19 protein-coding genes are annotated in these 24,761 nt (G+C 50.9%); 9 read left to right on the top strand and 10 right to left on the bottom strand.

The window, feature by feature from the left end:
• Positions 1-64: 64 nt before the first annotated feature.
• Positions 65-730: a YggS family pyridoxal phosphate-dependent enzyme gene (locus tag U9S71_RS09415; RefSeq protein WP_326327007.1), complete on the bottom strand. Its 666-nt coding sequence runs from the start codon at positions 728-730 to the stop codon at positions 65-67.
• Positions 731-876: 146 nt separating this feature from the next.
• Between U9S71_RS09415 and U9S71_RS09410 the strand changes: the two genes are divergently transcribed.
• From U9S71_RS09410 to U9S71_RS09400, 3 genes are read left to right on the top strand one after another with little or no spacing between them, the layout of a single operon-like run.
• Positions 877-1,569, top strand: a complete 693-nt coding sequence (locus tag U9S71_RS09410; RefSeq protein ID WP_326327005.1) for a DUF4296 domain-containing protein — start codon at positions 877-879, stop codon at positions 1,567-1,569.
• Positions 1,570-1,571: 2 nt separating this feature from the next.
• A complete protein-coding gene (locus U9S71_RS09405; RefSeq protein ID WP_326327003.1) occupies positions 1,572-3,950 on the top strand; it encodes an endonuclease MutS2 in 2,379 nt (792 codons plus the stop codon).
• 7 nt (positions 3,951-3,957) lie between these two features.
• Entirely contained in the window at positions 3,958-4,602 is a 645-nt protein-coding gene (locus tag U9S71_RS09400) for an MgtC/SapB family protein (RefSeq protein WP_326327002.1), read from the top strand.
• 62 nt (positions 4,603-4,664) lie between these two features.
• Here the strand turns inward: U9S71_RS09400 and U9S71_RS09395 are convergent, their stop codons facing one another.
• Complete coding sequence (locus U9S71_RS09395; RefSeq protein ID WP_326327000.1) at positions 4,665-7,328, bottom strand: TonB-dependent receptor; 2,664 nt, start codon at positions 7,326-7,328, stop codon at positions 4,665-4,667.
• Positions 7,329-7,559: 231 nt separating this feature from the next.
• Here U9S71_RS09395 and U9S71_RS09390 point away from each other — a divergent pair, with 231 nt between their 5' ends.
• A complete protein-coding gene (locus tag U9S71_RS09390; RefSeq protein ID WP_326326998.1) occupies positions 7,560-8,948 on the top strand; it encodes a DNA/RNA non-specific endonuclease in 1,389 nt (462 codons plus the stop codon).
• 74 nt (positions 8,949-9,022) lie between these two features.
• On the opposite strand, the gene U9S71_RS09385 is transcribed toward U9S71_RS09390, so the two are convergent.
• From U9S71_RS09385 to U9S71_RS09355, 7 genes are all read right to left on the bottom strand, one after another.
• The gene (locus U9S71_RS09385) at positions 9,023-10,516 is read right to left on the bottom strand and encodes an amino acid permease (RefSeq protein WP_326326996.1); all 1,494 of its coding nucleotides are present in this window, start codon (positions 10,514-10,516) and stop codon (positions 9,023-9,025) included.
• A gap of 214 nt (positions 10,517-10,730) precedes the next feature.
• Positions 10,731-12,974 (bottom strand): sodium-translocating pyrophosphatase, encoded by a 2,244-nt coding sequence (locus tag U9S71_RS09380; RefSeq protein WP_326326995.1) that lies wholly within the window; start codon positions 12,972-12,974, stop codon positions 10,731-10,733.
• A 123-nt stretch (positions 12,975-13,097) separates the two neighbouring features.
• Positions 13,098-14,597, bottom strand: a complete 1,500-nt coding sequence (locus tag U9S71_RS09375; protein WP_326326994.1) for a S9 family peptidase — start codon at positions 14,595-14,597, stop codon at positions 13,098-13,100.
• Between the two features lie 75 nt (positions 14,598-14,672).
• Entirely contained in the window at positions 14,673-14,870 is a 198-nt protein-coding gene (locus U9S71_RS09370; RefSeq protein WP_326326992.1) for a hypothetical protein, read from the bottom strand.
• 103 nt (positions 14,871-14,973) lie between these two features.
• Positions 14,974-15,501, bottom strand: coding sequence for an SAM-dependent methyltransferase (locus U9S71_RS09365; protein ID WP_326326990.1), 528 nt, complete (start codon positions 15,499-15,501; stop codon positions 14,974-14,976).
• A 141-nt stretch (positions 15,502-15,642) separates the two neighbouring features.
• Positions 15,643-16,971 (bottom strand): APC family permease, encoded by a 1,329-nt coding sequence (locus tag U9S71_RS09360; protein WP_326326988.1) that lies wholly within the window; start codon positions 16,969-16,971, stop codon positions 15,643-15,645.
• A gap of 106 nt (positions 16,972-17,077) precedes the next feature.
• A complete protein-coding gene (locus U9S71_RS09355) occupies positions 17,078-18,511 on the bottom strand; it encodes an ATP-dependent DNA helicase (RefSeq protein ID WP_436410317.1) in 1,434 nt (477 codons plus the stop codon).
• 70 nt (positions 18,512-18,581) lie between these two features.
• Here U9S71_RS09355 and U9S71_RS09350 point away from each other — a divergent pair, with 70 nt between their 5' ends.
• The 4 genes from U9S71_RS09350 to U9S71_RS09335 all read left to right on the top strand — a co-directional run bounded on the left by U9S71_RS09350 (position 18,582) and on the right by U9S71_RS09335 (position 21,394).
• Positions 18,582-19,388, top strand: a complete 807-nt coding sequence (locus tag U9S71_RS09350; RefSeq protein ID WP_326326987.1) for a DUF3822 family protein — start codon at positions 18,582-18,584, stop codon at positions 19,386-19,388.
• A complete protein-coding gene (locus U9S71_RS09345) occupies positions 19,376-19,945 on the top strand; it encodes an RsmD family RNA methyltransferase (protein WP_326326985.1) in 570 nt (189 codons plus the stop codon). Before U9S71_RS09350 ends, U9S71_RS09345 begins: the two co-directional genes overlap by 13 nt.
• Positions 19,914-20,456 carry an NUDIX hydrolase gene (locus tag U9S71_RS09340; protein WP_326326984.1) on the top strand — a complete coding sequence of 181 codons (543 nt, stop codon included), beginning with the start codon at positions 19,914-19,916 and terminating at the stop codon, positions 20,454-20,456. The genes U9S71_RS09345 and U9S71_RS09340 overlap by 32 nt, the downstream gene beginning before the upstream one ends.
• Positions 20,457-20,581: 125 nt before the next feature.
• A complete protein-coding gene (locus U9S71_RS09335; protein WP_326326983.1) occupies positions 20,582-21,394 on the top strand; it encodes an alpha/beta hydrolase in 813 nt (270 codons plus the stop codon).
• Here U9S71_RS09335 and U9S71_RS09330 read toward each other — a convergent pair.
• Positions 21,355-22,620, bottom strand: a complete 1,266-nt coding sequence (locus U9S71_RS09330; protein ID WP_326326981.1) for an MFS transporter — start codon at positions 22,618-22,620, stop codon at positions 21,355-21,357. The genes U9S71_RS09335 and U9S71_RS09330 overlap by 40 nt on opposite strands.
• 137 nt (positions 22,621-22,757) lie before the next feature.
• Here U9S71_RS09330 and U9S71_RS09325 point away from each other — a divergent pair, with 137 nt between their 5' ends.
• Complete coding sequence (locus U9S71_RS09325; protein ID WP_326326979.1) at positions 22,758-24,761, top strand: M13 family metallopeptidase; 2,004 nt, start codon at positions 22,758-22,760, stop codon at positions 24,759-24,761.

Raw genomic sequence — 24,761 nt, 5'->3', positions numbered from 1 at the left:
GCCATCCCGCTATAACCGTGTTGGATCATTGTTTTACCGTAGCATCACTTGTTGTCTCCGTCCATTACCTGCTGCCGAAAATGGTACTTCCCAGCCGAACCATGGTGCAACCCTGTTCGATTGCTAGTTTGTAATCGGTAGACATTCCCATAGATAAGGTGTCAAAATGGTCTGCTTGTCTGAAAAAACTGACCTTAACACCGTCAAACAGAGACTTTAATTCGTCAAATTCCGCTTTGACCTCCCGTTCATTGGGGGTATTGGTAGCAATCCCCATCAGTCCCCGAATGCGTACGTGCTTCAACGCGATAAACTCTTCAGACCGCAACAGCTCAACCAATTCCGCGTGGTCAAGCCCGAACTTGGTTTCTTCCTCGGCGATATGTACCTGTAGCAGACAGTCCACGACGCGGTCGCTTTTCGCCGCCTGCTTATCTATTTCTTTCAGGAGCTTCAGGCTATCTACGGAATGGATAAGCGCAACGAATGGGGCGATGTATTTTACCTTGTTGCGCTGTAGGTGGCCAATGAGGTGCCATTGGATATCTTTGGGTAACACCTCATATTTACTTAGGAGCTCCTGAACGATGTTCTCTCCGAAAATCCGTTGACCGGCGTCATACGCCTCTTGAACCGCCTCAACCGGTTTGGTTTTGGAGACGGCAACCAACGTGACATTCAAACGGGTCAACTCGTCGTTGATGGTTTTAATCTGATCGGCTATATCCATATATCCACTACTGCATTTGTGTGATGATGAACAATTGCATATAAAAAGCAATTTGTCTAAGTTTGCACAAAACTACGAAACCTGCGGGTATCCATCAAGGGCGGAGCACCGGAATTGGCGGATAGGCGATAAAGGCGTAGCGATAGATGAGGCAAGGTAAATACATGCGTCTGATAATCATTTTATTATCGGTATTAATTTTCAGTAGTGCTTGCGGTGACCAATTGCCCGAAGGGGTGGTGCCGCAACCGCAGATGGAGGCTATGTTGTTGGATATGCATGTGGCCGATGGTCAACTGGCATCCATGATGGCCGATTCGGCAAGGGTGTACCGTAATGCTTATTATGAGGCGATTTTCAATCGCTATGCGATTGATTCCACGACATTTGAGCGGAGCATCAAATTCTATTCGTCGCGGCCAGCGATCATGAAGGTGCTTTACATCGGCATCGAAAAGCGGTTGGAAGCATACAATACTGCCGAGCAAAAAGCGATAGAAGAAAAATACAGTGCCCAACGAAGAGCCGACTCCATCATAACAGCTCGACGCACAGATAGTCTACAGAAGGTAGCGCGCGATTCGTTGGATTTTAAACGTAAGCGTTATCTTCTATACCAAGATGGCCCGGACAGCCTCCAATATGGCCAACCCGTACCGGTAACTTATACATTGCTACGCGAACGTATGATGGAGGCTCTTGGCCTACCGGCCATCAATTCACTGGAAGACCGCCCAAATGCAATGCCTGCCAAGCCGGTGGCTCCGCCACCCGCACAGGCACCAGGAGTGGACGAGCGTACCCAGCCTGCGCTGAAGCCCATTAAAAAAATCAAGTGACGATGACTTTTCCGGACAATGCCCTAGAGAAACTTGGCTTTGTTGAAATCAAAGCGTTGATTGCCGACAAATGTCTCAGTGACATGGGAAAAGAACTCGTATACCGGATTCAGCCACAGATCCGCTTTGATCAGGTTAACCGGTTCCTTCGCCAGACGGTTGAATTCAAGGAGCTGCTAGCCAATGACACACCACTACCGGTAGATCACCTGTATCCGATCAGGCCTTTGGTAGAAAAAGCGCGTGTAGAAGGTGCTTTCCTCGCCGAGGAAGATTTTTTCCAGCTCATGCTTTCTTTACGTACTGTATTTGCGATTATCCGCTTTTTCAATGAACGGAGTAGTCAATACCCCAACCTCGAAGCGCTATTCGAACACCTGCCAATAGAAAAGGATATCCTGGTATCCATTGATCGGGTAATCGACGCCAAGGGAAAGGTAAAATCTCATGCATCGCCCGCGTTGGCCAGTATGCTGACCGATATTGCCAAAGCCGAACAGGAAGCCCGGAAACGTATCGACCACGTATTCCGGGCAGCACAACAGCAAGGGTGGACCGCCGATGGAAATCTGACCGTGCGTGATGGCCGGTTATGTATTCCGGTACTTGCCGAAAACAAACGCAAAGTGAAGGGGTGGATACACGACGAATCGGCCACGGGACAAACCGCTTATATCGAACCAGAAGAGGTGTTTCATCTCCACAATAAGGTGCGCGACCTCGAGTTTGAGGTGCGGCGGGAAATCGTACGCATCCTTACCGCTCTTACCGACGAGCTCAGGCCACATGTGCCCTTGCTGATCGATTACCATAGGCTCCTCGCCAAGGTAGACTTTGTACGGGCGAAGGCTAGTTTTGCCCTCGAAATCGATGCCTATATGCCAGAGCTGGTTGCTGATGCATCCATCTCGCTTGTTCATGCACGGCATCCCTTATTATCCCGGAACTTCAAGGGTACGCAACAGACAGTCGTGCCGTTGAATGTCACCATTAGCGACGGCCAACGGATCGTGGTGGTTTCGGGGCCGAATGCAGGTGGCAAGTCGGTTTGTATGAAAACGATCGGACTCTTGCAACTGATGGTTCAGGCGGGTTTGCTTATCCCCGCCGATCCTACATCACAGGTTGGTATATTCCGGCAGGTATTCGCCGATATCGGCGATGACCAGTCCATCGAAAGCGATCTTAGTACCTATAGTGCCCACCTCAGCAAAATGAGGTATTTTTCGGAGCACGCTAACGCCAAGACTTTAGTGCTTATCGACGAATTTGGTACGGGTACGGACCCACTTTTCGGTGGTCCTATTGCGGAAGCAGTGTTAGAAGCGCTCAACAGTAAACAGGTACGTGGAGTGATAACCACCCACTATTCCAATTTAAAGGTGTTTGCTAGCCATACGGAAGGGGTCGAAAACGCATCGATGCTTTTCGACAATGTGGCTATGCGTCCCCTCTATATTTTGCAAACCGGTAAGCCGGGCAGCTCGTACGCGTTTGAGATTGCTGAAAAGATTGGTTTGGGCAAGCATATCCTGCATGCGGCCAAACAAAAAATCGGAAAACAGCAGAAACGGGTGGATACGCTGTTGGTGGATTTGGAACGCGACAAGAAAGAAGTCTATGACGCGAAAGTTTCCTTAAGCCGAAAAGAGGAGCAACTCGCCCGACTGAAGGCTGAAAACGACACATTGCAGACATACTTGGAGGAAAACAAAAAAACCATCATCAACAAAGCGAAAGAAGAAGCTCGCGCGATTATCCAAAACGCAAATAAATTGGTAGAAAACACCATTTCGGGTATCCGCGAAAGCCAGGCCGATAAGGCCAAGACCAAGACTCTTCGCAAAGAACTCGACCGGGAATTGGAAAAAAATGCGCCGTCGACGACGAAATCGGCCGGTGGGGCAAAACAAAAACCGGAAGAAACGGTTGCCATACAAGTGGGCGATTGGGTCAAGATACTCGGCACAGGAAACGAGGCCGAGGTCATCAGTATCGCCAAGAATAACCTGGTGTTGGCCATGGGTGAACTCCGTACCGTACAAAAAAGAAGTCATGTCGTTCTCATCGATAAGAAAAAACCCAAAGCCGGGGGGCAAGGCTCGCGTCATACCAAACTGGCAGATAACGCCCTGAACTTCAGTCCGGAGGTAGACGTCCGTGGCATGCGTACGGAGGCGGCGCTTGCCGAAATTGAGAAGTACCTGGATAGGGCACTTATGATGGGTTTTCCCAGCCTGAAGATTATCCATGGAAAAGGAGATGGTATTTTGCGTAAATTTATCCGAGCGTACTTGCAGAAGTATGGCGAAGTTACCCGCATGGAAGATGAACACCAAGACCGGGGCGGAGAGGGGATTACATATGCTTATTTGGATTGATTGACTGATGGAATTTTTACCTGAAAATAACGATTTGGTGGGCATTGGGGTCTCCTTGCTGGCATGTAGTCTGGTAGGACTGGAGCGCGAGTATAAAAATAAGTCGGCCGGTTTCCGTACCATCGTACTGATTGGCCTTGGCGCAACCGCGTTTACCATTGCTTCCCGCTTTGGGGTAGGCAGCGACGACCGGATTGCGGCGAATATCATTACCGGTATCGGCTTTATCGGTGCCGGGGTCATCTTCAAGGACAAGTTTTCGGTGATGGGCCTTACCACGGCCGCCGTCATCTGGGTGGTTGCAGGCATCGGGATGTCGGCCGGGATGGGATATTATGGCTTGGCGCTCTCCCTTTCCGTGATTACGGTTATCATCCTCTCGGTATTCAATAAAGTAGAGAGTGCCATGGAGCGGCTGTTTCTTACGCGTACCATTTCGGTGGGGTTTGGCGATATGGATACGGGCAACCTAGAAAGACTGAAACGGGTGATGGACGAACACCACATCAAATATACCCGTAAAACAGTGGCGAAACGCGACGGTAAACTGTCGGTGGTTTTTGAATTGTTAGCCGACCGCAAATACCTACAGCAATTCAATAACGCGATGATGGAACTCCCGTACGTGGAAGAATTTTATTACAATTCATAAAAAAACCGTCCCAACACCTACGGTTGGAACGGTTCGTTTTGTATTTGCTATTCAACCAGCTGCTAAAAGCTGTAGGTCAGTCCGGCATTCCAAGTGGTGCCTAGACCGTAGAAATAACCGAATGCATCTTTCCTTCCGATGTACTCCTGGTTAAACAGGTTCTTAACGTTACCCCTGAATTTAAGCTGTTGTACACCGATATGAAACGTATAGCTCACACCCGCGTCGACGATGCCGAAAGATTTCAGTTTTTCAGATTGATAGACGGTACCTTCTAGTGCAGACTCCACCACATCTTCTGTATCCACGTTGCCATATAGATTGTCGTAGAAGTTGAAGTCTACATCAACCGATAGGTCGTTTAAGATAGCATAGCGGGTACCCAAGCCAAAAGAGGCCTGAGCGGCGTTGCCCACCTTCACACCCGATAAGTCCAAATTACCCGTTTCTACGATTTGCGACGATTCCTCGTCACGTATCCGGTAAGGGGAGTCGTCGTCATATTGCCAATCGCCGATAGAGCCATAACCGCGTAGCATCCACTGCGGGGTGATATTCGTCTGGAAATCAACTTCCAACCCTTTATGAAGTTGGGTTACGCCGGTAAGCAAGTACGTGCCGTCTTCTTGGTCCGGGCCGTACGAACCGCCGTATGCCAGGAAACGGTTGGCCCAAGAGGTGTAATAGCCATTTAGGTTGGCCGTAAAGTTCGTTCCGGTGAAGCGGTAACCACCCTCTATACCGAAAATTTCTTCGTTGTCAACAACGGGTTCATAAAAATCGACGGTGTTTTGAATAAAGATGTTATCCAGGAATGGTTGACGTGAATATTGGCCGATATTGGTGAAAATAGTGTGTGCCTCATCGAAGCTATACGATGCCCCGCCCTTAATGTTGTACCCGAGCTTGTTGTGGGTGTCCGATTTTGCTTCGCCGCCCGCGTAGTTCCAGCGGTCGTATTTGATATACGACTGGTGTGAGAATGAGCCTTGAACGAACGCAGTAAAGCCGTTGGCACTGTACTCGGCCTGCCCGAAAATGCCTTGGTAATTAATGTCTTCGGAATTGTCATAGCCCACGCGTTGATCTTCGGGCGCGTAATTGAATAATGCTGCCCAAGGTTTAGCCTTATAGGTCTCCGTAATTTCAAATTCACCGCGTGCGGTATTGCTTTCGATGCGGCTGTTTAACCCGAGTTTGTTGATTAGCTGACGGAAATGGTCACCATGATAAAAGCGCAGATCAGCACCTACATTGAATGTCAGGCCGAGATCCGTTTCATGCGTTAAATTCGTAACCATACCATACCAAAAGTGGTTATTCATCGATGCTCGGAGGAGGGTTCCGTTAAAACCTTGGCTCACCCCATTGGGGATTGTCGCGTTGTACGCCGCTATATTATCCCACATCAGCTGACCGTTTTGACCGTATGCGGGTCCGAATAAATCCGCGTTCAATCGGTTTTGGCCGTTGCCCAGGCTGCCTGTACCACCGCCTCTGCCCATGGATGCATACAATACCGTGGATAGAGCGGACTGGTCGTTGATCTCGAAGTCCCAGTTCAGGTTAGCTACCGGCTTGTGGTAGAAGTTACTCACCAGCGAAAGGCCTTCGCCATTGTAATACCCATAATTGTGGTTCCCCTTGATTCCTGTAAGATCATATCCCGGTGTATTGATCTCGCCGGCGTATCCACCGGCCACGTTGCCCGGTGAATCATTCCAGTAGCTGGTTTCCATGTCCTTTGAATAGTTCTGGCCATGCACCTGGGGTGCACCGAACACCATGAAGTTAAAGCTATGGCGATCATTAGGCCGGTAGCCTACCGAGAAGAAGTAACTTTGGCCTTCGCCCTGGGTGCCTACCGCATATTTCCCGTCAGCTCGCCAATAATCCACCATCATCGAGAATCCCCATTTATTCTGGAGGCCGGTGTTATAACTCACTGTCCCCTTCAGGTAACCGTAGTTGCCCGACAGGAAGCGTATGAACCCACCTTTTTGCATGTCGGTTGCCTTGGTAACGATGTTTACCGTGCCGCCTACGGATGAGATGGCCAGTTTGGATGAGCCCAAGCCCCGTTGAACCTGGATGGCGTTGGCCACATCGGCAATGGAGCTCCAATTGGACCAATACATGTTGCCATCTTCCATGCCGTTGATTGGCTGGCCGTTGAGGAGGTAAGCCGTATTCGACTGGTCGAAACCACGGAGCCACATCTGGCCATCACCGAATCCACTGGCTTGATTGGCCACGAATACCGATGGCGTGTTCTTTATGATTTCCGGAAATTCCACGTTTCCAATACCTTTATCCTGTATTTCGGCTCGGGATACCGTGGATACCGCTATCGGGGTTTTCCGGTCCTCGGCAATATCAATGAGGCCCCGGCCAACAACCACCACTTCGTCGAGCGATTGCGAGTCGGAAACCGTGAGAATGATGGTCCCCAAATCCGTTTGGGAGGAGAAGGGAATCGTTTTGCTGGTAAAACCAAGAATCCGGATAATAACCTCACCCGATTGAAGGTCGGTAGACAAGCGGAAATTGCCGTCGTTGTCGGATGCCGTGGCACTGGAGGTGCCTTTGACCAGCACGGTGGCTCCCACTATGGGGCCCTCGTGGTCGGTCACTTTTCCGGTGAGCACGCGCTGCGCCCAAGCAGGGCTACCAAGCAGGAGTAGCAAGGCAAGTAGTGCTGTCCATTTAGTAGATTTCTCTTTCATACGTACGAAATTGATAAATTTGAATGTAAATGATGATGCTGTGCGTGAAAAACAGTATCCATGAAACGAAAGTTATTTTACGTTGTAAAGTTAGCCTTTTGTGTGTGAAGTTAGTATTAACGAAACGTTATCTAACATCTTTTTATCAACATTTGCGTTGCTATGTTGATTTCTCTACCGTGAGATTCGATGCCATTTGCAGGTGCCGGTAAGGATGACTAAGTTTGACGAATGAAGCCTACCATTTTTGTCGGTTGTTTACTGCTGCTTTTGGGATGTAGTGTTAAACGGAAAGACCCCAAGCCTGATCGGCAGACGTACAGGATTACCGAAAATTTTGAAGGGGCTCGGAAGGATGCTTATGCCAAGGCCGATTACCGGCTGCGTACCGGCTTATGGGAATTTGACGATGCGCTGATCTGGGGTGCGGCAAACCAAGCGGATGCGAAAGTGGGGGAGCGTGCTGTTCGTATTCGCAACAATGGCAGCATCAGTACAGCCTTTGATGTCGCTAACCTGCATATGGTTTACCTCAAGCACGGCCTTTTCGGCAGTGATACGTCGGCCACGTGGCGATTGTATATTGCGCCAAATGGCCAGAACTTCCGACAGGTAGGCAATGAAATGACCACGGTATCGCATACACTGAAATTGGATTCTTTTGCGGTTACAGATACCGGGAAAGTAAGGCTTCGGATCGTTAAAACGGGTGGTGGCCGGCTGAATCTAGACGACATCCTGTTCAAGGGTGCCGGCGATTCGGGCATTGCCCTGGGAGAACCGGCTGAGGGGGACGGTGGGATAGAACCCGAACCTTATCCGCCGCGGGGGGTGGAACGCGGTGATGATGCACCCGCCCCGTCGGGCGATAACAGCAACTTGTTGTTTGGCAATCCCTCCAACGCAACGGATGATGTAATGGATTACACGAACTACCTTATTGACCACTCTTACTTCATATTGTCCTATAATCGCGACCGGGGTACACCCAATTGGGTGAGCTGGCACCTCGGCGAGGCTAACATTACAGAGGCCGTAAGCCGGCAGAATAATTTCGCCGCTTATATCGGTCTTCCTGAAAATTGGTATGCCGTTTCACACGCCAGTTATACTGCTTCAGGATTCGACCGGGGGCACAATTGCCCTTCGGCCGACCGTACCAGCTCATATGCCGCCAATGCAGCTACTTTTTTGATGACCAATATGATTCCGCAGGCACCGGCGAACAACGGTGGTCCGTGGGCCGGTCTGGAGAGCCATATCCGTGAGCAGGTAAGGAATGGGTATGAAGCATATGTGATCATGGGGTCTTATGGTCGTGGGGGGAAGGGTAGCCAAGGCGAAGCTACGACGCTGGCTGGCGGAAAGATAACGGTACCGGCACGGATTTGGAAAGTGGCCTTGTTTCTACGCAATGGCGACGATGACCTCGCTCGTGTAACAACCCAAACAAAGATTATCGCCGTAGATATGCCGAATACGAATGACGTGGCGGATGATTGGAAGGCGTACCGGGTTAGCGTTGACGACATCGAACAACAGACGGGTTACGACCTTTTCACTAGCCTGCCCGAAGCGACCCAGCGTATTCTTGAAGAGGCTGTCGTCGTCGGTTTCTGACGTTTTAGCGGCTGCATCAACAAAAGCTGCCCTCCGCACAGGTGGAAGGCAGCTTTTGAATGTCATTTCATTGTTTAGACAGTGGGCCCCTGTTGCTTGCCAGCCGCTGCCGCGGCCCGGATCTTACTATGGCGCTTGCCATACAAGAAGTAGATGACAACGCCGATCAGCATCCAGATTGCCAGTCGTTCCCAGCTTTCTATGGGGAGAGACGCCATCATGGCGATACACACCGCAATGCCGAGGATCGGCACCAGCGGCACCAATGGGGTGCGGAAGGGGCGCGGTGTGTCCGGATTCGTTTTACGGAGCACCATCACACCGATACATACTAAGGTGAATGCAAATAAGGTGCCGATACTTACCATATGTCCTAGATCCGCGACAGGCACAAAGCCAGCGAAAATGCTTATGAAAAGCATGAATACTACATTGGTTTTCCAAGGTGTTTGCCTTTTTGACAGGTTGGAGAAGAACTTGGGCAACAACCCATCTTTACTCATGGTATAGAATACCCGGCTCTGACCGAGTAACATCACCAGCATTACAGAGGTATAGCCGGTGAGGATCGCTACGATCAGCGCCGTGTTTAAAAACGTGTACCCTGTGTTCGCAAATGCTGTTGCTACTGGTTTTGCATCTCCGGCAAACAACTGGTAGTTTTCTAATCCAGTCATCACAAACGAGAACAGCACGTAAAGCAACGTACACACGATCAAAGACCCAATGATACCGATGGGCATCCCTTTCTGTGGGTTCTTAGCCTCTTGTGCCGCCGTACTCACCGCATCGAAGCCGATGAAGGCGAAGAACACCACGCCGGCGCCCCGCATGATGCCACTGATGCCGAATTGGCCGAAGTAATCGCTTTTGAAAAAATCGAAAAAGCCGAGTTGGCCTGATTTCAGCATTTGCTCGCCCTCGTTTGCTGGGATAAAGGGTACATGATTGGCAGGGTTGATGAAACTCCACCCCAACGCGATGAAAACCAATACAACGGCTACCTTTACCACCACGAGGATGTTGTTGACCAGTGATGACTCCTGTGTTCCTCGCATGAGCAATAAGGACAGGAGACAAACGATGGCAATAGCGGGTATATTCACAATGCCGCCTTCCCAAGGGCCATGAAGAAAATTATGTGGGATGTGGATGCCGAACTCAATCAGGAATTGCTCAAGGTATTGCGACCAGCTCGATGCTACTGTTGCGGCACCCAACGCGTACTCGAGCACCAAATCCCAGCCGATGACCCAAGCTACAAATTCACCCATGGTGGCATAGGAATAGGTATATGCACTTCCCGCGACGGGAATCATGGCTGCAAACTCGGCGTAGCATAGTCCGGCAAACGCACAACCTGTCGCGGCAATAATAAATGAGATCGTTACTGCGGGACCCGCATTTTCGGCTGCAGCTATACCGGTAAGCGAAAAGAGACCGGCACCAATGATGGCGCCGACACCTAATGCCACCAATCCACTACTCGTTAATGTCCGTTTCAGGGTACCTTCGCCACTCTCCGCGGCCTCTGCGATGAGGACTGGAATCGTCTTTTTAAATAACATGGTGTTTTCCTTTACAATTCAGGTGTTTCGTTAGCAATCGGTCAAACCTACAAATTTTTATCAGCAATGGCCGTGATTTTTTTACATAACCGCTTCTGATTGCCCACGCATGCACTTTTCAGTGAAATGACAGCACAAAAAAGAGGATGCCCGGCAAACACCGGTATCCTCTTCCACATGTCATTGGATCCGCAATGGACTCCATTCACTAGGCCTAAAACAAGGAAATGTTGTTGTTTTCTTCTGTCCTGTCAGCCTCGTATACCATTACTTTTTCTTGAAGATCAATGTTGGTCTTCGCAGTAGGGATATGTGCTCCACCAACACTAATATGTGGCGCAATAATCAGTGAAACGATCGACATCAGCTTGATGAGGATATTCATGGATGGTCCAGATGTATCTTTGAACGGATCGCCTACCGTATCGCCAGTTACGGACGCCTTATGGGCATCCGAACCTTTGTATTCCATCTGTCCATTGATTTCAACACCGGCTTCGAATGATTTCTTCGCGTTGTCCCAAGCACCTCCGGCATTATTTTGGAACATACCCAAAAGCACGCCCGATACGGTAACACCGGCCAACAAGCCGCCCAATATCTCGGCTGAAGAGGTGTCTTCAAATACGCCTTTAAAGCCAAAACCTACCAAAATGGGAACAACCAGCGCGATGGCGCCGGGTAAAATCATTTCGCGGATAGAGGCTTTGGTCGAAATGGCGACACACTTGTCATACTCGGGTGTCGCCTTATACTCCATGATGCCGGGGATTTCGCGGAACTGGCGCCGTACTTCTTCCACCATCGCCATGGCCGCGCGCCCCACCGCCGCAATGGCGAGTGAGGAGAAGATGAACGGGATCATGGCACCGATGAAGAGCGCACCCAATACGGGAGCTTTATATATGTCAATAGCATCGATACCCGCAATGCCTACGAAAGCGGCAAATAACGCGAGGGCGGTCAACGCTGCCGAGGCAATAGCGAATCCTTTTCCGGTAGCGGCGGTGGTGTTTCCCACGGCGTCGAGTTTATCGGTGCGCTCACGGACTTCCTTAGGCAGTCCGCTCATTTCGGCGATACCACCAGCGTTGTCTGCGATGGGACCAAAGGCATCAATGGCCAGCTGCATGGCGGTTGTTGCCATCATGCCCGAAGCGGCGATAGCAACGCCATATAATCCGGCGAACGAATACGAAGTGACGATGCCGGCAGCGAGGATGATGGTCGGCACGGCCGTTGATTCCATACCCATTGATAGCCCGCCGATGATGTTGGTGGCATGACCGGTCGACGATTGCTTGACTATCGAGTTAACAGGACGTTTGCCTATAGCAGTGTAATATTCGGTAACGATGCTCATGAGTGCACCTACAATGAGACCAACGATGATGGCAAAAAAGACGTCCATCGACGTGAACGATACACCGCGTAGTTGGAGCTGATCGGGTAGTAGCCATCCGACCACGAAATACGAGGCGATGGCCGTGAATACGACAGAAGACCAGTTGCCCAGGTTGAGCGCCTGCTGTACATCACCCTGATCGTTTTTTACTTTGACCAGCGACGCGCCGATGATGGAAAAAATAATGCCTAGTCCGGCGATTAAAATCGGCAGTAGGATAGGAGCGATACCGCCGAAGCTATCGGCTGATACGATTTCGCGGCCTAATACCATGGTAGCCAATATGGTTGCCACATACGAGCCAAACAGGTCGGCACCCATGCCGGCCACGTCGCCTACGTTGTCGCCCACATTGTCCGCAATCGTGGCGGGGTTGCGCACGTCATCCTCGGGGATGCCTGCTTCCACCTTGCCCACCAAGTCGGCTCCTACGTCGGCGGCTTTGGTGTAGATACCACCGCCCACGCGGGCAAAAAGCGCAATGGACTCAGCACCCAGCGAGAAACCAGCGAGTACTTCCAGTGCCGTTTCCATCTCCATTCCGTTGACGTTGCCACCGGTGCTGACCACGTAAATCTGGTAAAACACGATGAACAAGGTGCCCATTCCCAATACGGCTAAACCGGCTACACCCAGTCCCATCACGGTACCTCCTGTAAAAGACACCCTCAATGCTTTGGTAAGACTGGTCCGTGCGGCTTGAGTGGTCCGTACATTCGCCTTGGTAGCCACTCTCATGCCGATGTAACCGGCAAATGCCGACGTTACCGCACCAAGGATAAACGAAACGGCAATGACCCAGCTGGATGTTTCTACCAGTGTGCCCGACCACGCCAGTAGGATGGCGGCAATGACCACGAAATACGACAATACTTTCCATTCGGCTTTCAGAAACGCCATGGCGCCCTCGGCAATGTGACCCGCAAGCGCGCGCATATTTTCATCGCCGGCTTCTTGCTTGCTCACCCATGCCGATTTTACAATCATTACGAGGATGCCCACTAAACCCAATACGGGTATGAGATAAATCAAATTTTCTTGTAAAAATTCCATTATAACCAATTCATTTGTTAATAAAACGCTTCATTGTCAAAATAGGTCTTAACAAAGAGTCGCCAAAAATAAGATGCTTATTGCAATAAACAAATTTATTTCATGAATTCATCAGTTTATAATTTAATTGCGCGGCACCTCTCTATTGATTTCGGTGATATCCACATCATCTTTATAGTCACCCAGGAGGTGCTCGCAGAAATAATCGCCCATTTTCCAGAAAAAATACTCGGTCATGCTGCCAAATCCATGACGCTGCCCCGGCAATAGCAGAAAATCAAACCGCTTGTTGGCTTTGATAAGCGCTTCGGCCATCCGGATGGTATTAGCCGGGTGCACATTGTTGTCAATATCGCCCGTAGCCAATAGCAGGTGGCCTTTAAGGTTCTTTGCCAGTTCCGTGTTTTTCTCGATGGCATAGGAGAACGTGGTGTCGCCTTTCGCAGATACCTTTTCGGTAACACCATGATGCCGCTCGCTCCACCAGCGGTTGTATATATTGTTTTCGTGGTTGCCGGCGCCCGATACCGCTACCTTAAAGAAATCCGGGTATACCAGCATGGCAGCCGTGGACATGAAGCCGCCACCGGAATGCCCAGTGATGCCCACCCGGTTGATATCGATGAACGGGTGGCGGTTGGCCAACTGCTCGGCTGCGGCTTTCTTATCGGCCAAGCCATAGTCGCGCAAGTTGCCATATCCGTAAGTATGGTACCATTTCGATCGTGTGGGATGGCCACCCCGGTTGCCTACGGTAACCACAATGAAGCCGAACTGTGCCAAACGGTCGATCCGGTCCATGCTGCGCCCGAACGCTTTGTTTACCGCTTCGGTCTGCGGACCTGGGTATACGTACTCGATAAGCGGGTACGTCCGCGTGGAATCAAAGTCGAACGGTTTGTACATCACACCGTATAGGTCGGTGATGCCATCGTCGGCTTTTACCTGGAATGGCTCGGGGAATTGGTAGCCCGCAGCGAATAGCTGCGATAGGTCCGCCGTTTCCAGTTGCAGAAGTAGCTGTCCGGCGTTATTATACAACGCCGATTTCGGAACGGTATTCACGCGGGATGAGTTGTTAACGAAAAAATGTTCGTTTTCATCCATTTCCGGTTGGTGATCAAAGTCGCCAGCATTGAGCAATTTCATGCCGCTGCCATCGAGGTTTATCCGGTAGAGGTGCTGGTAGTAGGGATCCTCGTTTTCCTCACGACCGTTGGCCTCGAAGTAAAGGGTACGCGTTTCTTCATCGAGCCCGACGATATCCGAGCAATAAAACTCGCCTGCGGTTACTTGGTTTTTCAGGTTACCGGTGCTGTCATAGAGGTAGTAATGGCCCCAGCCATCGCGCTCTGACCAAAACACAAATTCCTCACCGTCGTTGATCAGTACCGGTTGCTGGATGTCGAGGTAAGTGTTTGCGCGTTCTTCCACGAGCGTAGTTACCTCGCCGTTAATGCCCACGGTGACGAGGTCTATGCGTTTGAGGTCGCGGCTGCTCCGCGCCATGAAAAACCGTTCATTGGTGCCGAGCCAGGTGTCTATACGGATGTCGCCGGGTTGGGCGTTGCGTGGCCTCGGTGCTGTCCAGATAGCGAGCGTTTGGTTTTTGAATGCGGCCACAGGAATCCAAGTTGGCTTTTTAGTGGCAACATCAAAGAGGTGAAGCTCCTGCTCTGTGCTGTCAGTTTCGCCCGGCTATGTATACCAAAACCGGTTGGAATTTTTCAGCCATTGCGGGTTGACCGACGTGGAGAAAACCAGTCGCTTTAATTTTTCGGGAGAGAAGCGGGCAGCTAACGGGTAGTTTGCCCCGACATTTATCTTGTTTTCTTGTGCAATTCCCGTGTTCAATAGCCCGAACACGAAGCATATCAGCATGTATTTTCTTTGCATGGCGGGTTGTGGTGTATGTTGGTACCGTTTGCCCCGCAAAGAAACAGCTTTTGGTTGGAATTACTAGGGTGGCGATTGTAATAATCGCGTGATGCATATCGGATTACTCAATTGTCCACAGGTAAATGGTGTCATGGGTGCCCACCCGCACGGTTTTTTCGGGTTTCCAGTCTTCCATGTGGAAGTCGTGCGATACGATGCGGCTGCCGGGCTTGAGTTCCTTCTGGAGCTTAGGCCGCAGCTCGAGGTTCACCGACGGCAGGAGGTACATGGTCACCACATCGGCCTTACTGAAGTCGAATTCAAACAAGTCGCCCAGTACAAACTCCACCTTGTCGCTTACACCGGCTGCCGCTGCATTGGCCTTGGCTTCCGCGATTCGTTCGGGGTTTAGGTCTACGCCAACGCCGGTGGCACCGAATTTCTCAGCTGCGGTAATTACAATCCGGCCATCACCGCATCCCAGGTCGTAAACCACATCTCCCGGTTTCACACCGGCCAGCTTCAGCATTTCCTCTACTGTCTTCTGACTCGTCGGGACGTAAGGTACGTCCAGTTGGGTCTTTTGGGCGTATGCAGCCGAGCATACGCCGACAAACAGGGCAATCAGCCAATTTTTTGTCGTGCTCATCGTCTTCGTTTTTAATGTTATCTTATAATTTATAATTAGCCTCTCAACGTACACTTATCTAGCATGTACCACAAACGTAAACACCCGACAGCTTACATTGTTTCATCCGTGTTGGTTCAGCGTGTTATAATTCTGTTACCATTATCGTATGATGAAGAAAAACAGGGTCCCCAATAGCAACACGGCCACGCCTACCAGCGCGCCGGTGCCAGTATGAATCAGGCTCGAATACAGTAAATAGGCGCACGATCCGCAGAATATGAGGGGGGTAATGGGATATAGTGGCACCTTGAACGGACGCGGCACATGTGGCTTTTTTCTGCGTAATACAACCAGTGCAACGCCGATAGCCAGGAAAAAAAACCAAAATACAGGTGCTGTGAAGTCGACCATCGATTGGAAGCCGTCGCGTGTCATCGACCCTAGACCAATAAGCACCAAAGCAACCATTCCCTGTGCCAGCAGGGCGTGGATGGGCGAAGACGTTCGGTCGTGCCATTGCCCCAACCAGCGGAAGGCTTTGAAATCGCGGCCAAGTGCATAATTAGTTCGCGCCCCGGTAAAGATTGTGGCATTCACCGACGTGAGGGCGGCCAGCGCCACTAGCACACCGATAAGGAAAACGCCCGGCTCACCGAGTGTCACCCGCATCAAATCTACCCCAACGGCGTCTGAAGCGGCCATCCGATCCATGCCCAGCACCCAGATGAAAGCCGCGTTTATTAACAAGTATATCCCTGTGATTACCAATATGCTAATAACTAGTATTTGAACCATTTTTCGACTGCCCGCCCGTAACTCGGCCGATATGTAGCCCGCTTCATTCCAGCCGCCAAAGGTGAGTAGTACAAATACCATGGCGAGGCCGAGTGTGGTGGTGGTATCATCGCCAGATGCTGGCAATTCAGCCAATGCGGCGGGAGAGGGGGCTACAAAGAAGCCAACAATGACGACCAGCAAGAGTCCGGTAAACTGGATAGCTAAGAGAGCCTTCTGTGCGCCGGTACCAAATTTGACGCCAACGATATTAACCGTGGTGAGAGCGGCCACCACCAACGCGGCGTATAGTGCGGGCGAGTGCGGGCCAAGGTGGTACAGTGGCGTGAGGTAATCGCCTACGATGTAAGCAAGCAACGCAATCGAACCGGTTTGGATCACGCTTACCCTTGCCCACGCAAACAGGAAAGCAAACCGTTTCCCAAAAGCTTGCATGAGGAAATGGTAGTCGCCACCGGTGTTTGGAAAGGCGGTGGTAAGCTCAGCATAGCACAATGCGCCGATCAACGAAACCAGACCGCCCAGTGCCCAGGCGGATAGGAACAGTTCCCAGCTTCCTGTGTTGGCGGCGACCAACGAAGGCGTTCGGAAAATGCCCGCTCCTACGACGACACCTACAATGATAACGATGGCATCCACAATTCGGAGCGCAGGCTTTGGGCTGTCTTTACCAGCCCCGTTTCCCCCCTTCATATGACAGTTATTACGATTGGTATACGCTGTAAAATACAGATGAGGCGCGAGTTTGTTTAACCTGGATTGTAATAATTGTGTGGGAGAGTCTTAAGTCCGTTGGTCGTTAAACAAAAAACTTTCGGTGAAAGTTGACCAGAAACAATTCGTCAGTAGCTCGGGTACAGGCCGTATAAAGCCACCGTAAGAACTCCACATCGAGCAGCTCCTCGGTTAGGTACCCTTGGTCTACAAATACTGCCTGCCATTGTCCGCCTTGTGCTTTATGGCAGGTTACAGCCATGGCAAACTTGATTTGCAGCGCGTTGTAATAGGGGTCGGCTTTGAGGGCGGCCAAGCGTTCCTTCTTGTCAGGAATGTGTGCATAGTCAACCATGATGGCTTCAAATAGGCGTTCCTGGTCGGCCTGCGGTAGGTTGGCCGAATCGCTGTGGAGCGTATCGAGCATCACCCGGCAACCCACAGGTTCGGTCTCGTCCGAATCCATGAATTCGAGGCTTACATCCGCGAAGCGGAAACCATGCTGCTCGTGCACATTACGTACCCGCCGTACCTCTGCCATATCGCCGTTGGCGATGAAGCCCGCCCGTTCCGATTCGGCAGCGAGCCAAAAGTAATTGTTGCGCACCACCATGATGTAGTCGCCACCGGTTAGCTCTTCCTCCCGGAAAAGGATTTGGTTGCGGATATGCTGATTATATAGATTGGCATTCTTGTTCGAACGGCATATCACGATGGTGTTTTCCATGCCATACTTGTCATAAGCATAGTGCAGGCCATCAATGAGGTGTTCACCCGTCATCCGGTAAATATCCGGATAACCTTTTACCGTAAATTGTGGGAAGGGCAGGGGCCCATCGTTCGTTTCGCCGCTTGTTGTTTGGATTTGCTGGCGTATGGCCGTGGCGTTGTAGAGAATGCCCGAATCTTTCTCTTGCCGCACCACATCGGTGAGTTCGTAAACCATGGCGTGCAAGCCGAAGCGCCGAGACAGCCCCTGCGCATCCAATGCAGGGCTTTGCACTAACCCTACTGGCGGCAGCTGGGCCGTATCGCCCACAAACAGCAGGCGGCAGCGTTCGCCATTGGTCACGTATTGGATGAGGTCTTCCAACAGACTCCGCCCGTTGAACGTGTGTTGCTCGTTCGAAATCATCGATGCCTCGTCTACGATGAATAAAGTATCCGTATGTGGGTTGTCGGCAAGGCCGAATACCATATCGGGCGACAGGGCCACTTTCTTGCGGTAGATTTTCTTATGTACCGTAAATGCCTTTTTCTTGGTATAGCTGCTCATCACCTTTGCCGCCCGGCCGGTAGGGGCAAGCAACACCGAGCGCATACGCAATGCAGGAAGCGCGGCCACCAACGCACTGATGATGGTGGTTTTGCCCGTACCGGCGTATCCTTTAAGCACAAAACAACTGGATTCGTTGTTGTCGTGATCAGCCAGGAAATCCGCAAGTTGCTGCAATGCTTCCTCTTGCTGTCCCGTAGGCCGCATAGGGAAGCGACTGGAAATCAATTCAACGAGCTGCACGGCCAAAGGTACCCAAAAGTTTGTTCAAAATGATTTATCTAAGTAAGTTTGTCGCTGCAAATAAATCAGCATGATATATACAACGACGGACTTTGACGGGCAACAGGCCACGGATTATACCCTGTTAATCGGGGTGGGGGCGACGAGTAACAGATTGGCCGTTGTTGATCAGGCACGACAATTGAAATTTGCCGCTAGTTATGACCCTGCAAATGTGGAGCCTGAGGTGATAGCGGTGCTCGATCTTGATTTTGGCAAAGCGAAACTGTCCGTTTCCGATTGCCGTTACACCTTTATCCCTGCGGACGTATATGACGAACAACAGCGCGATACGTACCTCCGTTACCTTCCGTTTGACGGTGTCGGGGCAACCCATATCGCCGATATAACCCCACTTGGTATCAAATTGTTGCATCAGACCAACCGCATGGGGTTGGAAGCTTTTACTGCCCGATATCCCAATGTCGAATGCTATCCGCAGGTGCAGTCGGTGCTCAGTGCTGTGGCCGCACGAGCGACGCAGGGCAGTGAACCGAGGGTGATCATGGAACGGCATGCTCCCTGGATAACCATTGGTGTGTTCGATAGTGGTAGGTTTTTGTATAGCCATGATTTCGAGTCCGCTAACGAAGATGACTTCACCTACCACTTACTGTCTGTTGTGACTCAATTCGGACTGGCCGACCGGCAACCAACCATCCTGTTGGCCGGAGATATTGCGCAGGGCGACGGCTATTATGACCGTGCTGCAACTTACGGTGGAAAAGTGGAGCTGGCCGACAGCGGTGCCTTGACAGGCATTCATTTACCGGACGACATGTTGCCGCATCAACACCGTTTTCTTTCACTATTCGGGTTATACCAATGCGAATCATAGGGGGGAGCCATGCCGGGCTACGGCTCCAGCCGCCAACTAACTTGCCGGTCCGCCCAACAACGGACATGGCAAAGGAAGCGCTATTCAACGTGCTGCAGCACCGTATTGATTTTGAAGGGACGGACGTGTTGGATCTTTGTGCAGGCACGGGAAATGTAACCCTCGAAATCGCTTCGCGTGGCGCTGCACACGTTACCGCCGTAGATATCCACTTCAAATGCATTCAATACGTCAATGCCACGGCCAAGAAGCTGGACTTGGCAGCCGTAAAAGGCATACGTGCCGATGTGTTGAAATTCATCGCCTCCTGCAAGGATGATTTTGATTTTATTTTTGTCGACCCACCTTATGAAATGCCTCAGTTGCCCGATATTCCCCGCCGTATCTTCGATAATGGCTTGCTGAAGCCGGGCGGATGGCTGGTTTTGGAGCACGCAACAACGCGCAAAATACCGGTACATGCGCATTTGGTGGAAACACGGAAATACGGATACGCGTCATTTTCATTTTATCAATACCAACCCAATGGAAGCCAACAACTGGAAAACCGTACGTAAAGAAACTACCTACGAGAACCCGTGGATACATGTGGAACACCGGGATGTGATCACACCTGCCGGTAACCCAGGTATCTACGGCGTTGTACAGTTCAAGAACAAAGCGATTGGCATCGTTCCGATCGATGACAACGGTTTCGTTTACCTCGTGGGCCAATACCGCTACCCACTGGAAGAATATTCGTGGGAAATTCCCGAGGGCGGTGGTCCGATAGGGGAAGATCCACTAACGACAGCCCAACGTGAGTTGAAGGAAGAGACCGGGTTGATTGCCGAACGTTGGCGGCAGATTGGCCGTGTTCACACCTCCAACTCCGTCACCGACGAAGAAGGGTTTATCTTCCTGGCACAGGGATTGACACCAGGCCGGCCCCAACCCGAAGAAACCGAGGAGCTGGTATTGCGGCGTGTGCCGTTGACCGACGCGGTGGCCATGGTAATGCGTTCGGAAATTACCGATTCGATTTCAATCTGTGGCCTCATGGTGGCTGCGCGGGTACTGGGACTATGAATAATCCCAGGGAAGCACCCGTATGTTGCACGAAATTATTTAGCGTATATCGGTGTTAAAATACCGGAGAATTTTCCTATTTTTACCGCAAAAGCTAACAATACACAGCCCAATTCAACATAAAAATGAAGCATTCGTTGTTATTTGCCATATTCGCGCTTTACATCGTTCATGCGCGAGGCGCCGATGTTGATACCATTTCGGTATGGAGCGAAGCGATGAACAAATCGGTTAAATCTGTTGTCGTCACACCTGACAGCTATAACCAACGCGATTCTTTTTCCGTGGTGTACCTGTTGCACGGCTACAGTGGCAATTATGCCGATTGGGTTAATAAGGCGCCTGAAATCAAGGAAGTTGCCGATCGATATGGCTTAATTATCGTATGTCCAGACGGTGGGTATGGCAGTTGGTATTGGGATAGCCCGGTAGACCGTTCGTTCCGTTACGAGACGTTCGTGGCCGGCGAATTGGTGAAATGGGTTGATAGCCAGTATAAAACCGTGGCAAGCCGGGAAGGTCGTGCTATTACCGGGCTCAGTATGGGCGGACACGGTGCGCTTTACCTCGCCATGAGGCATCTCGATGTGTATGGCGCGGCCGGCAGCACCGCTGGCGGCGTTGATATCCGTCCGTTCCCACTGAATTGGGATATGGCCAAGCAATTGGGTAGCTATGCTGACTATCCGGAGCGGTGGGAAAGCCACACGGTAATCAACTTGGTTCACCGCCTCACACCCAAGGCGCTGTCTCTGATCATTGACTGCGGAACAAGTGATTTCTTTTATGGGGTCAATGAACAATTGCACCGCAAGTTACTCGACCGGAATATCCCGCACACCTACATCACCGGACCGGGTGCCCATAATTGGGATTATTGGCGACGATCCATCGGTTATCAATTGTTGTACTTCAGCAAATTCTTTTCGGGAAATTGATCATTCTTTTTTAACCCCAGCCGCATCAGCGCAGGTACGAAAAACGAGAATATCCCAATCAGGCCGATTGCGCTTCCTAGTATGACAAACGTCACATTGATGCCTACCGTGTCGGCCAGGAAGCCAGTGCTCAACAAGCCGATCATGGAGGGTAGCAATGCGATGCTGAAATACATGGAAAACACGCGACCCAACATTGCAGGTCTGATTTCCTCCTGCAACACGGTCATAAAAGATGCATTATAGACCGAGCCGGCAATGCCTCCGAGGATGGTCAGTGCGACAAAGGGGATAAATCCGGAGGGCGGCAGCAAGCCCGACCCGGCCAAGCTGATCCCCAACAGGAGGTGCATGGCATTGATAATGATTATTTTGCTCCATGTCGGTTTGAAAACACCCAACAGCCCGCCCCCCACGAGCATTCCGATACCCCAGACAACCTCAATGATACTCATTTCGAATTTCCCGCCGCCAAAGTGCTGCAGGGTGAGCAGCGGGAATAATACCGCCACTGGCATGATGCAAAATGTGGCCAATACGGAAAGTCCGAAAAGCCAGGATATCCCGCGGTTTGCCGTCACGGCGACGATGCTCAGACGTAGGTCGCGCAGTACTTGGCGGATGCCTGTCGTTTGCTCCGCGTGGTCTTTTTCGGGATTCGGGATATGTACCAACAAGAGGGAGGCGATAGCAAAGATAGCTCCGCCGATGTCAAGCAGCAGCACATAGCCGATATCCATAAGCCCGATGGCCAACGCACCCAGCGCCGGCCCGGCAATATTTGAAACCGATTGGATGACTTGGTTGATGCCCCCGATGCGGAGCAGTTCAGACTCCGGTGCCAACAGGGGTACCGATGCCTGCATGGCAGGCATGTGAAATGCGGACCCCACCGAACGCAACGCTAACAGGATGTAAATAAACATCAATTCGGAATAGCCCAGGTAAAACAACAGCGACATCACACCGGTACAGGTCGCGATGAATCCGTCGGCGAAGATCATGGTGCGTTTGCGGTCCCAGCGGTCTATATATACACCCGCAAAAGGGCCGATGATGGTCTGCGGTAGAAAAGCCGCGATGGCGGCGTATGCCAGCACTTCGGCCGAGCCGGTTTCGAGGCTAAGCCAGATGATGATGGCGAAATTGACCGCAGAGCTACTCAGCAGGGACACCAATTGTCCACTCCAAATGATGCCGAACGTTCTTTTCCAAGTAGCTGTCATAGCAGACGTCTAAATTATCAATTTTCTTCAGATGTACGTTTTTTTTTCCTTTTCTTGTAACGATTCATTTATCTCCCAGCTAAAGTTCTGCGTCATGGCAGATATTTTTTAAGTTTGTCCCATCAAAAGATTTGCACATGAAGTATTATCTAACCTTGGCAATCGCTACGGCGGTTGCGACCGCGGCTATTGCACAGCCACACCAGTCCATTAACCTCGGATTTATGGATAACAATGTCCGGCCGCAGGACGATTTTTATAACTATGTAAACGGCAACTGGATGAAGACCGTCGACATCCCATCGGACAAAGCCCGGTGGGGGAGTTTCGACGAATTACGCGAAAACACGGATGGCGCCTCGCTCGAAATACTTAAATTAGCGCTGGCCAAGCCACACGCGAAAGGGACCGATGGCCAGAAAATCGCTGACCTTTATCGGTCGTACACCAACTTCGATGCACGGAACAAGGCAGGGATTAGGCCTATTAAGCCGCTGCTCCAGCAAATAGATGACATACAGGATTTTGACGATCTCTATCAGTACCTCGTTGAAACAGCACCTATCGGCGGTAACCCGATTTTCGGCGCATATGTGTCTGCCCATATGAAAAACAGCGACATGAATACGGTGTATCTCGGCTCTGCCGATCTGGGGTTGGGGCGCGCCTACTACCAAAAAGTGGACGAGTCAAATACCAAGACATTAGCGGATTACAACAACTACATCAACCAGTTGTTTTCGAAAATAGGACAGCGCACACGCGACCTGAAAGGCCCTTCCATCGTTGCGTTTGAGAAGGAACTGGCCAGCCATATGCTCACGGTAGAAGAGATCCGGAATGCCTCGCTTCGGTACAATCCGATAGCTGTTGCTGATCTGAAAGGAATGGTAAAAAACATCGATATCGCCCAATACCTCGCCGATTTGGGTTTCCATGCCGATACCGTTATTATCAGCGAAATAAAATACTACGAGGAGCTGGATGAGGTGTTGAAACCGGAAAATTTGGAAACCATTAAGAATTTCCTCCGTTTCAACATCGCTAATGGCGCCGCCACAAACCTAACCAAGGAACTGGATGAGCTCAGCTTCGATTTTTGGGGCCGGAGATTACGTGGCCAACAAGAGCAGCGCTCCTTGGATAAACGGGGGCAGGAGTTTGTCAACCGCACAGCCGGCGAAGTGCTTGGCAAAATGTACGTAGAGCAGCATTTTCCAACGGAAGCCAAGCATGCCGCCGAAGAGATGGTTAATTACCTGATCCGCTCGTTCGAACAGCACATCAAGCAGCTGACGTGGATGTCTGATGCGACTAAAGAGAAAGCGTTGGCCAAGCTGGCCCGGTTTACCGTGAAAATCGGCTATCCGGATAAGTGGAAAGATTATTCAGACTTGGAAGTAGGCGAGTCGTTATTCGACAATGTGCTGAACGCACGGCGCTGGACGTTTAAAAAGAACCGTGCCAAGCAAGGCAAGCCGGTAGACAAGACCGAATGGGGCATGACTCCACAGACGGTGAATGCATATTACAGCCCGCTGAAAAATGAAATCGTATTCCCCGCAGCCATCTTGCAGCCACCATTCTATGACTATAAAGCCGATGCGGCCGTCAACTTCGGCGGTATCGGTGCAGTGATTGGCCATGAACTTTCACACGGATTTGACGATAGCGGCTCGCAATACGACGGTAATGGCAACCTGAATAACTGGTGGACGGATGAGGACCGCGCCCAATTCGAGAAAGCGACCGGTGCCTTGGTGGAGCAGTTTGAGGCCTACGAGCCCGTACCGGGCGTTTATGTAAACGGTCGCTTTACACTGGGCGAGAATATCGGCGACCTGGGAGGTGTTTCCGTAGCGTATGATGCGTTGCAATTATACTTGAAGGAAAAAGGTGATCCCGGCGTTATCGACGGATTTACCCAGCAGCAGCGATTTTTCCTTTCGTGGGCAACCATTTGGCGGTCTAAAACCACTGAGCAGTTCGTGGTCAACCAGGTGAAGACCGACCCGCATTCACCGGCGCAATACCGTGCGGTTGGGCCACTCGTCAATGTGGATGGCTTTTACGAGGCCTTTGATATCAACGAAGGCGATAAACTATACCTGCCGAAAGCGAAACGAATCGTTATCTGGTAA

The organism is Parapedobacter flavus (genome assembly GCF_035818675.1).
In the GTDB taxonomy this organism is placed as follows: Bacteria; Bacteroidota; Bacteroidia; order Sphingobacteriales; family Sphingobacteriaceae; genus Parapedobacter; species Parapedobacter flavus.
This window is presented reverse-complemented; position numbering and strand designations above follow the sequence as displayed.

What these genes read in the sequence shown, in the direction of transcription:
- U9S71_RS09360 (WP_326326988.1), bottom strand. Translation starts at nt 16,971, where the DNA reads ATGAAGGGGGGAAACGGGGCTGGTAAAGACAGCCCAAAGCCTGCGCTC.
- U9S71_RS09385 (WP_326326996.1), bottom strand. Translation starts at nt 10,516, where the DNA reads ATGTTATTTAAAAAGACGATTCCAGTCCTCATCGCAGAGGCCGCGGAG.
- U9S71_RS09335 (WP_326326983.1), top strand. Translation starts at nt 20,582, where the DNA reads ATGAAGCATTCGTTGTTATTTGCCATATTCGCGCTTTACATCGTTCAT.
- U9S71_RS09390 (WP_326326998.1), top strand. Translation starts at nt 7,560, where the DNA reads ATGAAGCCTACCATTTTTGTCGGTTGTTTACTGCTGCTTTTGGGATGT.
- U9S71_RS09415 (WP_326327007.1), bottom strand. Translation starts at nt 730, where the DNA reads ATGGATATAGCCGATCAGATTAAAACCATCAACGACGAGTTGACCCGT.
- U9S71_RS09350 (WP_326326987.1), top strand. Translation starts at nt 18,582, where the DNA reads ATGATATATACAACGACGGACTTTGACGGGCAACAGGCCACGGATTAT.
- U9S71_RS09410 (WP_326327005.1), top strand. Translation starts at nt 877, where the DNA reads ATGAGGCAAGGTAAATACATGCGTCTGATAATCATTTTATTATCGGTA.
- U9S71_RS09330 (WP_326326981.1), bottom strand. Translation starts at nt 22,620, where the DNA reads ATGACAGCTACTTGGAAAAGAACGTTCGGCATCATTTGGAGTGGACAA.
- U9S71_RS09400 (WP_326327002.1), top strand. Translation starts at nt 3,958, where the DNA reads ATGGAATTTTTACCTGAAAATAACGATTTGGTGGGCATTGGGGTCTCC.
- U9S71_RS09370 (WP_326326992.1), bottom strand. Translation starts at nt 14,870, where the DNA reads ATGCAAAGAAAATACATGCTGATATGCTTCGTGTTCGGGCTATTGAAC.
- U9S71_RS09395 (WP_326327000.1), bottom strand. Translation starts at nt 7,328, where the DNA reads ATGAAAGAGAAATCTACTAAATGGACAGCACTACTTGCCTTGCTACTC.
- U9S71_RS09405 (WP_326327003.1), top strand. Translation starts at nt 1,572, where the DNA reads ATGACTTTTCCGGACAATGCCCTAGAGAAACTTGGCTTTGTTGAAATC.
- U9S71_RS09345 (WP_326326985.1), top strand. Translation starts at nt 19,376, where the DNA reads ATGCGAATCATAGGGGGGAGCCATGCCGGGCTACGGCTCCAGCCGCCA.
- U9S71_RS09325 (WP_326326979.1), top strand. Translation starts at nt 22,758, where the DNA reads ATGAAGTATTATCTAACCTTGGCAATCGCTACGGCGGTTGCGACCGCG.
- U9S71_RS09380 (WP_326326995.1), bottom strand. Translation starts at nt 12,974, where the DNA reads ATGGAATTTTTACAAGAAAATTTGATTTATCTCATACCCGTATTGGGT.
- U9S71_RS09365 (WP_326326990.1), bottom strand. Translation starts at nt 15,501, where the DNA reads ATGAGCACGACAAAAAATTGGCTGATTGCCCTGTTTGTCGGCGTATGC.
- U9S71_RS09340 (WP_326326984.1), top strand. Translation starts at nt 19,914, where the DNA reads ATGGAAGCCAACAACTGGAAAACCGTACGTAAAGAAACTACCTACGAG.